Source organism: Pseudomonas sp. CCOS 191 (genome assembly GCF_001007005.1).
Taxonomy (GTDB): domain Bacteria; phylum Pseudomonadota; class Gammaproteobacteria; order Pseudomonadales; family Pseudomonadaceae; genus Aquipseudomonas; species Aquipseudomonas soli.
This window is the reverse complement of record NZ_LN847264.1, coordinates 4,656,416-4,668,196: the sequence shown is the minus strand read 5'-3', so window position 1 is coordinate 4,668,196 and position 11,781 is coordinate 4,656,416. Positions and strand designations below refer to the sequence as shown.

Here is an 11,781-nt window from a genome sequence, read left to right as displayed (position 1 = left end):
AGCTCGGGTTGCAAACCTGGAATGAAGACGCAAGCCCGAACCTGGACACCAGCAACCGACTGGGCACCCTGCTCGGCTCGGTGGTGACCGGGACCCGTGCAGGCAGCCTGATCGTGCCGGAGCTGGCGCGTGGCGAGCCGTTCTATTTCTTCCACCCCGAGGTGTTGCCGTCACGGCCACCGAACTTTCAGTTGCCCTACGAGCTGATCTATCCGGTGGTCAAGCTCCAGGGGCAAACGCTCAGCTGGAGCTTTCCGGCGTTCCGCTTCACGGGCGGCTATGCGCAGTACGGCTACAGCGTTTCGGTGAAAATTATCTATGGGGTGTTCTGATGGGGCTGGAAGTCTTTGCCGAGGGCAATCACATTCAACTGACGGGCAACAATCCGGTGCTCAGCCTGGTGCACAAGCGCACGGTCGCGCTGGTCGAGGGGTTCGATCCGTTCAACCGAACCTTGATGGCCGGCGCCGATGTGACCTTGCCTGCTCACGGCGTGCTGTTGCTGGGGGATACCCAGGGCCAGTACATCTCGGTGGAGTACGGGCTGGGGCACAAGGATGTAGTGCGGTTCGCCTGCTTCAACCCCACGGTGATCACGATCTATGTGTTCGCCAAGGCGCCGATCATGCCTAGCAAGTGGGGGTTGCAGAGTTATTCGGCAACCGGTGAATTGCTCTATGACTCCAGCCACAAGACCTTGCGCATCGCCTATGCCGGGCCGGTGACCAAGGCCGGGTTGGATTTCCCGGTGGTGCCTGGCAACACCTATGCCGCCGGGCTGGCGTATTACCGCCGTTACTACCTGGTCCCGCCATTCCACACCACGACGTTTGTCCAGCGCGACATGATCCGTGTCGATCACGGCAGGGTCAGCCTGGGACGTCGCCTGGCGGTCATCGAGGACAGCAACTGGTCCGACGAACTGTTCCTGGAGCCCAATGCGAGCATGCCAGACCCTGAACCCGGCCCCATGGCGCCCCTGATCATCGCAAGCGTTTCTGGCTACTGACGACGGCGTGCGTTCCCCGGCGGCAACCTTTCTCCTACCCGTAGCGCCAGCCAGCGGCTGGCGAACGGCCCAGCATGGAAATACACATGGCCAAGCAGACTATCAACCTCGGTACCGCCCCCGGCGGTACCGGCGGCGACACCCAGCGCTCCGCCTGGGTCAAGGCCGTCGCCAATTTCGACGAACTCTACCAAGCCGACGCCAACCTGCAGACCACCAAGGCCGCGGCAGGCAATAACGCTGATATCAAGGCATTGACTGGCCTTGTCACCCCCTTGACCCTCGCCCAGGGAGGCACTGGCGGCAAGAGTGCCGTCGAGGCTCGCGCGGCCTTGGGCCTGGGCACCGCCGCGACTCGCAATGTCGGGCAGGCGGCAGGCAACCTGCTGGAGGTCGGGGCGTTTGGCGTGGGTGGCAAATCGTCTCCCTACAGCGACTCGATCAACCGGATGGAGGGTGGTTTCTCCCTGATCACACCCAACACCCAGTATGTCGGCGCCACCGGCATCGGCTACGGCTCGGTGTTGACGGTGCCCTACAGCGAGGCCGAGTTCCGCGGGGCGCAGCTGTTCTTCGGCCAGTCTCCGGAGGCTCGCCTGGTGCTGCGATCGGGCAGCTTCGCCACGGCCACGTTCAACGTCATCTACCACACCGGCAATACCACCCGTGCCGCCGACGGCACCCTCAAGGCGATCTGACCATGACCCGAGCCGCAATCAATCTCAACGGCCCGACCGGCGAGGTCATAGACGTGACTTCCCTGGGGCGCAACACGATCAGCAGCCACAAGGCCGGCATCGGTGAATACCGGGTGCAAGGCACCCTCGGCATGGCGCCGCCGCCTGAGGGCTGGGGCTATGTGATCAACCCGCTGGATGCCGGTGTCGAGGTGCGTATCCGACATGTCGCGCCAATCCTGGAGATCAGCGTCAGCCGCGACGGTGTCGCCAGCGATCTGCAGCACAGCCTGACCTTGCACGTGGCTGTCGAGGCTTTACCGCTCGAGCCGCTACCGGAACCCCAGCCCGATCCACTGGCCGCTGCCTTGCGCGAGATTGCCCAGCGGCGTGCACAGGCCGACAGGGCGATCGCGCCACTGCAGGATGCCGTCGACCTGGAAGAGGCCAGTGCCCTGGAGCAGGAAAACCTCAGGGCCTGGAAGCGCTATCGCGTCGCGCTGAATCGGCTGCCTGATCAGCACGGGTTCCCGGAAGCCCTCGAGTGGCCGCCCGCTCCGCAATGATTGCTACCCCCATGCATGAGGAATCGCCCATGAGCGAACTCTCCACACTCAGCGCCGCACTCACCGCCAGGATCCGTGAAGCGGTGCCGACACTGGCCTCGGTCGACAGCCATGACCGTACCGACGCCACGCCCGCCCTGCCGGCCTTGCGCCACGGCATCCTGCGCATGACAGCCGACGGCGCACCCCGCGATGGTCGTTCGGTGCTGATTGCCACCTTCGAGGCCGACATCACCCTGGATGCCACGCAACCCGAGGCGCGCTTGCTGGGCAGTGAGCTGGCGGCGCAACTGATGGACCTGCTGCGTCAGCAGGTATGGGGGTTGGACTTCGTCGAAGCCAGCCGCAACGTGCAGGCACAGTACGAAGGCACTGCCTGGAAGGTGCGCTGGGAGCAGCCGATCCTGTTTGGCGAGCCGCAATGGGCCTGGCCCGATCAGCCCGCTGGCAGTCTGCTGCTGGGCGTCGACCCGGACACCGGGCATGGCAACCAGCACAAGTATGTAGCCCCGGAGGACTTGGCATGAGCTACGCCACGGCGATGCATGACCGCATGCTGGCTTGCCTGGTGATTCCCTGCTCGGTGGTGGCGGTGGACCTGGCCGCGGCCCGGGTGCGGGTAAGCGACGGCGACTGGACCAGCGCCTGGGTACGCTGGCATAGCCAGGCCGCCGGCAAGGCACGGCATTGGCGGGCGCCGAGCCTGGGCGAGCAGGGTGTGCTGCTCAGCCCCAGCGGCGAGCCGGCGCAAGGCACCTTTGTGCCCGGCTTGTATGGCAATGCCGGCAGCGCACCGGACAACCGCGACCACGTTGAAGTCTGGCGCTTCGAGGATGGCGGCTCGTTGAGCTACGACTGGCAAGCCAAGCGCTATGACATCCAGCTGCCTACGGGCAACGCCACTTTCAAGGTCGGCGGTAGCACGCTGGTGGTCAACGACGGCGCCATCACCCTCGATGCCAGCGCCATCACCCTGACCGGCAAGGTCACGGTCAACGGCCCGCTGCTGGTCAGCGGTGACATCAATGGTGGCGGGCGGATCATCGATACCGCCGGCAACACCCCCAATCACAAGCATTGATACCCATACATGGCCGCTCAAAGGCCATGAAGCAGAGGGCCGAGATGCCACAAGGTTTTGAAAGCTACAACGTCGATGGCTCACTGAACACCCGAGTCACCGACCGGATCACCCGGATCATCGGCCAGGTTGGTCCGGTGGCCGCGGCAGGAGCCATCAGCGTACCGGAGTTCGCCCAGGGTACCCCTTGGACGGCCGTTCTCCAGCGCAATACCAGCGGTGGCTTCAATCCATTCCGCTGTATCAGGGCCACGGCCAATGGCACGACCTTGTCTTGGGACCTGACCGGGCTGGCGGGATGGGCCGTACAACCAGGCATCATCGTCTATGGGGTGTACTGATGTCCGCGGGGCTACAGGTCTTCAACGACAAGGCCACGTTGCAGATTGATGGCAGTTTCCAGAATCTGTGCCTGGTCGCCAAAGGCACCGTCAGCAGCACCAGCGGCAACCAGCCCCCGTATCCGTGGGCGCGCTTCGCCCGCATCGACTATCCCGTGGCCGGCCGCCAACCGATCATCGCCTTCAACACCCAGGACTGGGCGTGCTACCTGGTTGACGATAGCGGCTTCAAGGTGTTCGGCATGCCGAACTCTGGGGGGAGCCAAGCCCCGATGGTGGTCGAGTACTTCATCTTCGACCGGCCGCAGTACGCCCAGGCGCTCGACACCTTTGGCCTGCAAGTGTGGAACGGGCAGGGCGCCGAAGTCTTTCACAGCAAGAACCGCTACATGCGGGTGGTCGGCGCGTACTCGATCGATATCGCCCACGATACGACCTATACCGGGTCGGCGCCCGGCGGCATCAAGCTTGCCGTGGCGCCAGGGGTGCAGAGCGTGGGCTACCTGTCCGAGCGGATCGGTACCAATGCTCAGATGGGGCTCGCGGTCCGGATGTGGCAAGGCCAGTGCCAGACCCCTGCTGCTGGTGGCGCCTATCTGATCAGCAACAAACTCATCACCGTCTTCGCAGGGCCAGGGTTGGGTAGTAACCAGGGCTCGGTTGGCGCCTACAACAATGGATTGGTCCTGGACGTAACAGGGTACTAGCTGGCCCGAGGCTCCTGGCCCTAGCCAGTAAAGATGCTTGCGTGCCACGCCAACCTTAACGCAGCACCGCCAATCACACGTATCGATACCCAGCGCATTAATGTGCGCTAGGCCAGAGGGAGGGCCGGGATGGCCAAACAGACAATCAATCTAGGCAGTGAGCCGACAGGGGCCGGAGGCGATACCCAGCGGGGTGCCTTTGCCAGGGTGCAGGAGAACTTCAATGAAATTTATGCCGCGCTAGGCGGCGATGCCTTGCCAGCGGCACTACCGGTGGCGCGCGGAGGCACGGGCGCGCAGACCGTCGAAGGTGCACGCGCCGCGCTTGGCCTGGGCACCGGGGCCATTGCCAGTACTGGCGATCAGCCAGGCCAACTCATGGTCGTGGCGCCAGGTGGCTGGTTGGCACCCTCGATCAGTGACATCCGCGACCTGCGACTGCGGCGCAAGACGGGCTTGTATGGCAGCTACAACGGGCTGAATGCGCCGTTTTCCGCCATTCAGGTCTTGTCCACTGAGTGGGGCCCCGACCAACGCTGGCAATCCCAGTTGGCCCTTGGCATTTCGGCCAACCGTGCGTACTTCCGCTCGGTGATACCTGAAGTTGAGGGCGGTACGCCCTGGGCAGAGTTCTATCACACCGGCAATACCACTCGCGGGTCGGGCGGCATGCTCTCGGCGGCATCGCCCATCGTGCGCATCAGCGAGGTGGCGCGCAGCGCCCGGGCAGATCTGCTGGAGCATAGCTTCGAGCCAGCCGGACACTGGGGCGCGGCCAACGACGAGGCACGTGGGGTCACGGTCGAGCGTATTGCAACCGGCGTCTACCGGGTACAGGGCAGCCTCGGTCTGGCTAGCGAAGGCTGGCGAATCCAGGACCCCTGCTCCCCTGATGGTGGCAGACCGCTTGGCCTTGCCGAAGGTGAGCAGGACGAAGACGGTACGTTGCACATTCGCCTGTTTCGTCAGCGCTGGGTACTGGACGCGCAGGGCGAGCTGCATTTGAGCAAAGGCGAACCCCTCGATGTGCCATCGGACAGCTGGATCGATGTGCGCCTGACCATGCCGGTAAAGGCATCGCCCACGATGCCGCCAGTGCTACCCGAGGCCGACTCACCGCAGGCATTTGCCAGTGGCCAGGATGCCATCGAGGCTTTGGCGCATCTACGCAACTTGGCTGACCAGGCCATTACGCCCTTGCAGGATGCCTTCGATATCGGAGTGGCAAGCGATAACGACCTTGCGGCTCTGCAAGCCTGGAAAACCTATCGGCTGGCCTTGGCACGATTACCCGAGCAGGCCGGCTATCCCAACGATGTCGCCTGGCCCATGGCACCTGCCTGAGGCGTGCGTGTATCGGTAAATCCCAATGGAGTCCAAGGAGTCAGGGCTGCCATGGCTGCACAAGGTATTGAATTCTACGATCCATCCGGCCACCGCATCATGGATGGCACCACGCGTCTCGCCCGTATCCTCGGCTCGTTCCAGGTACCTGTGTATTACTGGGATGTCTCGAAGTTCGGCGCGGTGCCCGCCGGTTACCCAGGCCCATGGACCGGGACCATCGGCAACGCCGACCTGGCCCAGGGCACGCCATTCGTGGTGCCGGTCGCGGATGCGGCGCTGTGGGCCGCGACACCGCGGGGTTACTCGGTCAACAGCAACTTCGTGTTGCCCAACTTCATTTTCAGCGATGCCTCCATCACATGGCGCTACGACTGGAAGCATATCGTTCCGGTAGGCGATGTGGTCTGGTGGGGATTCGGCGGTATTCGCGTGTATTACGGAGTCTATTGAAATGCCAGCAGGCTTCGAGAGCTATCTCGATTCCGGGCAGGCACAGTTGAGTGCCGAGCAACTGTCTTTCACCTTGGTGAAATCCGGCCTGATCACCAATGCGAATTTTCCATCGCTGCCCGTCAGCGCCGTGTGTTCGTTCAGTATCGACCTGGGCAGTGGCTTCCATTCTCCGATTGTGTTTTTCAAAGCCAGGGGTGCCAACTCAAGGCTGGCCTGCAGGATCAGGCCCGAGTACGTGACAGGCCAGGGGTGGGTCGACCGCTATGCCATCGATTTTTTCAAGTGGTGGAACATTCCGCTTGGCGCGCCGGTTGAGTACTTCATTTTTGCGCAGTATCGCCATCCGCCAAACACCTACGGCATGCAGTTGCTGGGGCCGACAGGCGAGCTGAATTTCGATGCCACTTGGCCGAACCTGTACATCCGCAAGGTGATGATTTGCCCACAAGGGCAGCCTGCGTTGACGGTGTCCAATTCGCCGTCCTATGTCATCAATCCTGAACTGCCAGCGGACTCTTTTGCTGTGGGTTTGGCCGCGCCACGGCAAGCCAGCCTGACGGGGCGTGGAGATTTCCAGGGATGGGTATTGATGGACTGCGCCTATGTCGAGGCGGGCATGATCAAGGTCAACTGGATGATGATCGACATTGACAGCACCGGTTACGGTCCGCTCCCGAGCGTGATATCGAACGATGCACCCTTGTTGGTAATGGCAGCAGATACCCGATACCTCCCCCTGCCTTATGGTTGAGCTCCGACCTTTCTTACCTATGGCCCGCCTTGGCGGGCTTTTTCATGCATGGACAATCCAATGAAGACCATCGAACCGGAGTTGCCCGTAGCAGGCGGTGCCCCATGATCGGCATGGACCGCCGTACCGGACAACCACTGGGCGGCATCGCCCACCTGCGTCAATCCATCGAAGACATCCTCACCACGCCGCTGGGCAGCCGGCGCATGCGCCCCGAGTACGGCAGCCAGCTGCGCCGCTACGTCGACCTGCCGGTCAATGAAGGTTGGAAGAGCGCGGTGCAAGCTGAAGTGGCCCGGGCCCTCGGGCGCTGGGAACCGCGCCTGAAGCTCGACCGGGTCAAGGTCGTGGCCGTGCTCGACGGCCAGGTCAGCCTGGCCCTGAGCGGCCGTTATTTGGGCGATGACGCCCTGGTGGAGGTGACTGTATGAGCCAGGTCGACCTGTCGAAACTGCCCGCGCCACAACTGCTCGAAGACCTCGATTTCGAGGTGCTCTACCAGGAGGACCTGACCAGCTTCCGCACCCAGATGGGTGAGGGCTGGACCGCCAACCTGGAAAGCGACCCGGTGACCAAGCTGCTCGAGGTGGGCGCCTACCGCAAGCTGCTCAACCGGGCGCGCATCAACGACGCGGCCAAGGCGCTGCTGCTGGCCTACGCCCAGGGCAGCGACCTCGACCAATTGGCGGCCAACGTCAGCCTGCAGCGCCTGGTGATCCAGGCCGCCGACCCGAGCACGATCCCACCGACCGAGGCCTTGCTCGAATCCGACGACGCCCTGCGCGAACGGGTGCAGCTGGTCTACGAAGGCCTGACCACCGCCGGCCCGCGCAACAGCTACATCCTCCATGCCCGCAACGCTTCGGGGCGGGTCGCCGACGCGACCGCCGAAAGCCCGTCGCCGGCCGTGGTGGACGTCACCGTGCTGAGCCTGGACAACGATGGCGTGGCCAGCCCCGAGCTGCTGGCGCAGGTCAACGCCTACCTCAACGACGACGATATCCGCCCGGTCGCCGACCGGGTCAACGTGCGCAGCGCCGAGGTGTTGCCGTACCGGGTCGAGGCGGTGCTGCACATGGCCGACAACGGCCCGGAGTTCGAAGCGATCCTCAGCGAATGCCGACGCCGTCTCCAGGCTTGGGTCAACCCGCGCCGACGCCTGGGCGTCGAGGTCGCCCGTTCGGGGATCGACGCGCAACTGCATATCGACGGCGTGAGCCGCGTCGAGCTGGTCGGTTGGAGCGATATCCGCCCGAGCAAGGCCCAGGCGGCCTGGTGCACCGAAATCGAACTGCGGCGGGGTGGCTGACATGCAGAGTCTTCTGCCGCTCAACCGCACGCCGCTGGAACGGGCCATCGAGGTGGCTGCCGACGAAGACCTCAAGGCTGCCCTGCGCACCCTCTACAACCCCGACACCTGCCCGGCGCACCTGCTCTACCAACTGGCCTGGGCCTGGTCGGTGGACCGCTGGGACGATAGCTGGAGCGAGGCGATCAAGCGCTCGGTGATCCGCTCGGCGTTCTTCGTCCACGCCCACAAGGGCACCCTCGGCGCCCTGCGGCGGGTGGTCGAACCGTTCGGCTACCTGATCGAGGTGCAGGAATGGTGGCAGACCCAGCCGGCCGGGGTGCCGGGGACCTTTGCGCTGAAGGTCGGGGTGACCGACACCGGCATCAGCGAGGAAACCTACAACGAACTGTCGTCGCTGATCGACGACGCCCGGCCGGTCAGCCGCCACATGACGGGGCTGGCGATCAGCCTCGAGAGCCGTGGCGCCCTCTACTTCGGCTGCACGCTGCAGGACGGCGACGAACTCGACGTCTACCCGCCGGCACCGCCTGACCTGATCGTCAGTGGCGCCATCGGCCGCGGCGGCCGGGAACACACAATCGATACCTTGGACATTGCACATGGTTGACCAGAATTCCCAGTTCTACGCCATCCTCACCAACGTGGGCGCGGCGAAACAGGCCAACGCGGATGCCTTGGGCATCCCGTGGAAAATCACCCAGATGGGCGTGGGCGACGCCAACGGCGCCGACCCCACCCCCAACGCCACCCAGACCAGCCTGATCAATGAATGGCGCCGCGCGCCGCTGAACCAGCTGAAGGTGGACGACAAGAACAGCGCGATCATCGTCGCCGAGCAGGTCATCCCGGCGGATGTCGGCGGCAAGTGGATCCGCGAGATCGCGTTGTACGACGCCGATGGCGACATGGTCGCCGTGGCCAACTGCGCGCCGACCTATAAGCCGTTGCTCAGCCAGGGCTCGGGGCGTACCCAGGTGGTGCGTATGAACCTGATCGTCAGCAGTGCCAGCAATGTGCAACTGAAGATCGATCCGGCGGTGGTGCTGGCCACCCGTGAATGGGTCACCGAAGAGCTGGCGCGGCAGGACTTCAAGCATTCGGTGCAGGTAGCGACCACAGCGGCGATTACCTTGAGTGGGCTGCAGACCATCGATGGAGTTGCACTGCAGGCGGGGACCCGGGTGCTGGTCAAGGATCAGACGGCGGCCAAGGACAATGGTCTCTACCTGGTGGCTGCAGGTGCTTGGACGCGCTGCAACGATGCCGACAGCGATGCCAAGGTTACGGCAGGCCTGCTGGTGCTGGTCGAGAAAGGTACGGTTAACAGCGACAGCGCTTGGCAGTTGGTCAGTGATGGGCCGACTACGTTGGGTGTCAGTGCCCAGAGTTATGAAATGGCCTTTGGCCGTAGCGGTGTGTCGGTGGGAACTTATCGTAGTGTCACAGTAGACAAGTACGGACGAGTGATTGCCGCGACCAACCCGACCACGGTAGCGGGATACGGGTTGACCGATGTATATACCAAATCTCAGCTAGATAATGCGCTCGCGCTAAAAGCGCCGCAAGCAAGCCCCTCGTTCAGCGGTGATCCAAAGGCACCTACACCGGCGACAAATGATAACGATACTTCTATCGCTACTACTGCGTTCGTACGCAATGTACTTGCGCGGTATGGGCTGGCGACCAGTGTTGCGTCCGTATGGGCAGGCAGTATCGATGAGATTATCGAAACAGGGCTTTACATATCGACCACTGTCACCTCGGGAGCTTTTCCGGTATACGCGGGAGAGGCGTTGGTGGGTGGCATGCTGTTTCATTTCGAACGCGATGCTGAGAAGTCAGCTTTACAACTTTGGGAGACTGTTACCAGTGGAGTCGGCGAAACACCGGGTGGACTGACCTTTAAGCGATCGCGTTTGGCCAACGGCAAATGGAGTGCCTGGGGCCAACTGTGGGACGGACTTAATACACCAAAACTTGATTCGCAGATGGACCGTACACCAGGGCGTATGGTCACATCTGGTGCTTATGGCTTAGGTATGGCCATTGCCAATAATGAGGTGGACTTGAACAGGTACACCGTGCCTGGCAACTACCTTACACCAATGGCAGGAGTGCTAAACCTTCCGGCTGGATGGATCAGTGGCTCGCGACGCTTTTCTCTGGTCGTGGATGGCTACAACGATAAGAACTATCTGACTCAAACTTTGACATCAGGACAGTCAGGTCTCGCGGATGACCCCGTGTTGCGCGCCATCAGGTCCATGTCCAACGAGTCGAAGTGGTCAGCTTGGCGAATCCTCGCTCCCACCGATAATCCAATGTTTACTGGAAATCCCACTGCGCCGACGCCTGCGCGTGGAAACATCTCGACTCAGTTGGCAACTACCCAATTCGTCAAGGAAATGGGACTGACATTCCCTTCCACTTCTGTGGGCTTACCCTCGGGCTCCACCTTGACCATAGCCGAGGTCGGGCGAATGGTTTACATGGATGGTGGAGGTGCCCCGACATGGAATGCCAGCTTAGTGCTCCCATCCTCGGGCATTCCAAAGGGGTCTGTGTTCTGTCTCTCCGTGGGGTCGGGGAATGGCACCATTACCGTTCATAAACCAGCTGTGGCCGGAGGCTATATAGCCATCGGTTCCCGGTCCTATGACAACGTCACGATTCGTTCCAACGAACCTCCTTTGATGTTGATTTGCAATGCCGACCACACCTACGCGGTGATTGCTGGTGGGCTATCAAATACCGCCGACTACAGTTCACAGCTTTCAGCTAATGGCTGGGCTAAAAATCCTAATGGGATGATTCAGCAATGGGGGGTTGCCGTGGTTCCGGCAGTCGGAACTTTGGATGTAACCCTTCCGGTAACTTTTCCAAACCAAGGTATAGCAGTTGTCTGTTCTTATACCTATGGCCTTGGGGGGGCAGCAGGTCGCTGTGGTGCGGGATATTTGAATACTTCAACAATTCGGGTTGAAAGTGCCGTGCCTGTGGGGGTTGGTGGGTATCAAACAATCTATTGGTTTGCCATCGGGAGATAGGAGGAATAATGTTTTTCTATTCAGCAGCAACTGGCGGGTTGTATGTTCATGACGTCAATGGTACGAGCATGCCGGCGGATGCCATGGAAATCAGCGAGGATAATTATTCGGCTTTGATATCTGCGGCGGCGGATGGGAAAGTGCTAATTTCTGATAGCAACGGCTTTCCAGTGATAGCGGAACCTGAAATACCTTCAGGGACGTTGGCATCGGCAGAGCGAGAATGGCGTGACGCGCAACTCGCATTGACTGATGGTCTGGTATCCCGGCATCGGGACGAACTGGATGATCACATGGAAACTACTCTGTCCCCTTCCCAGTACTCTGAACTTCAGGCTTATCGTAGAACGCTTCGCAATTGGCCAGAGTCTGTTCAGTTTCCACTGATTGAGCATCGTCCTCTCGTACCGGGCTGGTTATCCAGCGCATTTTCTTAACGTCCTGCCTCTCAAGACGTTTTCTGCAGTACTAATTTCAGCCCCGCTAAGCG

Annotated in this window: 16 protein-coding genes and 1 pseudogene; all 17 read left to right on the top strand. The window is 61.8% G+C overall.

Annotated features, from left to right (window positions below; translation table 11 throughout):
• The first annotated feature begins 8 nt into the window (after positions 1-8).
• Positions 9-332, top strand: coding sequence for a hypothetical protein (locus CCOS191_RS20820; protein WP_156177675.1), 324 nt, complete (start codon positions 9-11; stop codon positions 330-332).
• Positions 332-1,009: a hypothetical protein gene (locus tag CCOS191_RS20815; protein ID WP_046856808.1), complete on the top strand. Its 678-nt coding sequence runs from the start codon at positions 332-334 to the stop codon at positions 1,007-1,009. Before CCOS191_RS20820 ends, CCOS191_RS20815 begins: the two co-directional genes overlap by 1 nt.
• 86 nt (positions 1,010-1,095) lie before the next feature.
• Positions 1,096-1,707 (top strand): hypothetical protein, encoded by a 612-nt coding sequence (locus CCOS191_RS20810; protein ID WP_046856807.1) that lies wholly within the window; start codon positions 1,096-1,098, stop codon positions 1,705-1,707.
• 2 nt (positions 1,708-1,709) lie between these two features.
• Positions 1,710-2,252: a tail fiber assembly protein gene (locus tag CCOS191_RS20805; protein ID WP_046856806.1), complete on the top strand. Its 543-nt coding sequence runs from the start codon at positions 1,710-1,712 to the stop codon at positions 2,250-2,252.
• 29 nt (positions 2,253-2,281) lie between these two features.
• Positions 2,282-2,779: a hypothetical protein gene (locus CCOS191_RS20800; RefSeq protein ID WP_046856805.1), complete on the top strand. Its 498-nt coding sequence runs from the start codon at positions 2,282-2,284 to the stop codon at positions 2,777-2,779.
• Positions 2,776-3,333, top strand: coding sequence for a phage baseplate assembly protein V (locus CCOS191_RS20795; protein WP_046856804.1), 558 nt, complete (start codon positions 2,776-2,778; stop codon positions 3,331-3,333). The genes CCOS191_RS20800 and CCOS191_RS20795 overlap by 4 nt, the downstream gene beginning before the upstream one ends.
• Positions 3,334-3,377: 44 nt before the next feature.
• The gene (locus CCOS191_RS20790) at positions 3,378-3,674 is read left to right on the top strand and encodes a hypothetical protein (protein WP_156177672.1); all 297 of its coding nucleotides are present in this window, start codon (positions 3,378-3,380) and stop codon (positions 3,672-3,674) included.
• Positions 3,674-4,381: a hypothetical protein gene (locus tag CCOS191_RS20785; RefSeq protein WP_046856802.1), complete on the top strand. Its 708-nt coding sequence runs from the start codon at positions 3,674-3,676 to the stop codon at positions 4,379-4,381. Before CCOS191_RS20790 ends, CCOS191_RS20785 begins: the two co-directional genes overlap by 1 nt.
• Positions 4,382-4,510: 129 nt before the next feature.
• Positions 4,511-5,725 carry a phage tail fiber protein gene (locus CCOS191_RS20780; protein WP_046856801.1) on the top strand — a complete coding sequence of 405 codons (1,215 nt, stop codon included), beginning with the start codon at positions 4,511-4,513 and terminating at the stop codon, positions 5,723-5,725.
• A gap of 51 nt (positions 5,726-5,776) precedes the next feature.
• Entirely contained in the window at positions 5,777-6,178 is a 402-nt protein-coding gene (locus CCOS191_RS20775; RefSeq protein WP_046856800.1) for a hypothetical protein, read from the top strand.
• A gap of 1 nt (position 6,179) precedes the next feature.
• Complete coding sequence (locus tag CCOS191_RS20770; protein ID WP_046856799.1) at positions 6,180-6,932, top strand: hypothetical protein; 753 nt, start codon at positions 6,180-6,182, stop codon at positions 6,930-6,932.
• A 104-nt stretch (positions 6,933-7,036) separates the two neighbouring features.
• Positions 7,037-7,363, top strand: coding sequence for a GPW/gp25 family protein (locus CCOS191_RS20765; RefSeq protein WP_046856798.1), 327 nt, complete (start codon positions 7,037-7,039; stop codon positions 7,361-7,363).
• Complete coding sequence (locus CCOS191_RS20760; RefSeq protein WP_046856797.1) at positions 7,360-8,241, top strand: baseplate assembly protein; 882 nt, start codon at positions 7,360-7,362, stop codon at positions 8,239-8,241. Before CCOS191_RS20765 ends, CCOS191_RS20760 begins: the two co-directional genes overlap by 4 nt.
• 1 nt (position 8,242) lies before the next feature.
• Positions 8,243-8,851: a phage tail protein I gene (locus CCOS191_RS20755; protein WP_046856796.1), complete on the top strand. Its 609-nt coding sequence runs from the start codon at positions 8,243-8,245 to the stop codon at positions 8,849-8,851.
• A pseudogene (locus CCOS191_RS28480) lies at positions 8,844-9,911 on the top strand (phage tail protein); the annotation flags it as partial. The gene CCOS191_RS20755 and the pseudogene CCOS191_RS28480, both read left to right, overlap by 8 nt.
• A gap of 138 nt (positions 9,912-10,049) precedes the next feature.
• Positions 10,050-11,291 (top strand): gp53-like domain-containing protein, encoded by a 1,242-nt coding sequence (locus tag CCOS191_RS28810; protein ID WP_442963676.1) that lies wholly within the window; start codon positions 10,050-10,052, stop codon positions 11,289-11,291.
• Positions 11,292-11,299: 8 nt separating this feature from the next.
• Complete coding sequence (locus tag CCOS191_RS27665; protein ID WP_046856795.1) at positions 11,300-11,728, top strand: phage tail assembly chaperone; 429 nt, start codon at positions 11,300-11,302, stop codon at positions 11,726-11,728.
• The last annotated feature ends 53 nt before the right edge of the window (positions 11,729-11,781 follow it).

What these genes read in the sequence shown, in the direction of transcription:
- CCOS191_RS20760 (WP_046856797.1), top strand. Translation starts at nt 7,360, where the DNA reads ATGAGCCAGGTCGACCTGTCGAAACTGCCCGCGCCACAACTGCTCGAA.
- CCOS191_RS27665 (WP_046856795.1), top strand. Translation starts at nt 11,300, where the DNA reads ATGTTTTTCTATTCAGCAGCAACTGGCGGGTTGTATGTTCATGACGTC.
- CCOS191_RS20765 (WP_046856798.1), top strand. Translation starts at nt 7,037, where the DNA reads ATGATCGGCATGGACCGCCGTACCGGACAACCACTGGGCGGCATCGCC.
- CCOS191_RS20790 (WP_156177672.1), top strand. Translation starts at nt 3,378, where the DNA reads ATGCCACAAGGTTTTGAAAGCTACAACGTCGATGGCTCACTGAACACC.
- CCOS191_RS20795 (WP_046856804.1), top strand. Translation starts at nt 2,776, where the DNA reads ATGAGCTACGCCACGGCGATGCATGACCGCATGCTGGCTTGCCTGGTG.
- CCOS191_RS20810 (WP_046856807.1), top strand. Translation starts at nt 1,096, where the DNA reads ATGGCCAAGCAGACTATCAACCTCGGTACCGCCCCCGGCGGTACCGGC.
- CCOS191_RS20815 (WP_046856808.1), top strand. Translation starts at nt 332, where the DNA reads ATGGGGCTGGAAGTCTTTGCCGAGGGCAATCACATTCAACTGACGGGC.
- CCOS191_RS20800 (WP_046856805.1), top strand. Translation starts at nt 2,282, where the DNA reads ATGAGCGAACTCTCCACACTCAGCGCCGCACTCACCGCCAGGATCCGT.
- CCOS191_RS20775 (WP_046856800.1), top strand. Translation starts at nt 5,777, where the DNA reads ATGGCTGCACAAGGTATTGAATTCTACGATCCATCCGGCCACCGCATC.
- CCOS191_RS20785 (WP_046856802.1), top strand. Translation starts at nt 3,674, where the DNA reads ATGTCCGCGGGGCTACAGGTCTTCAACGACAAGGCCACGTTGCAGATT.
- CCOS191_RS20755 (WP_046856796.1), top strand. Translation starts at nt 8,243, where the DNA reads ATGCAGAGTCTTCTGCCGCTCAACCGCACGCCGCTGGAACGGGCCATC.
- CCOS191_RS20780 (WP_046856801.1), top strand. Translation starts at nt 4,511, where the DNA reads ATGGCCAAACAGACAATCAATCTAGGCAGTGAGCCGACAGGGGCCGGA.
- CCOS191_RS20805 (WP_046856806.1), top strand. Translation starts at nt 1,710, where the DNA reads ATGACCCGAGCCGCAATCAATCTCAACGGCCCGACCGGCGAGGTCATA.
- CCOS191_RS20770 (WP_046856799.1), top strand. Translation starts at nt 6,180, where the DNA reads ATGCCAGCAGGCTTCGAGAGCTATCTCGATTCCGGGCAGGCACAGTTG.
- CCOS191_RS28810 (WP_442963676.1), top strand. Translation starts at nt 10,050, where the DNA reads ATGCTGTTTCATTTCGAACGCGATGCTGAGAAGTCAGCTTTACAACTT.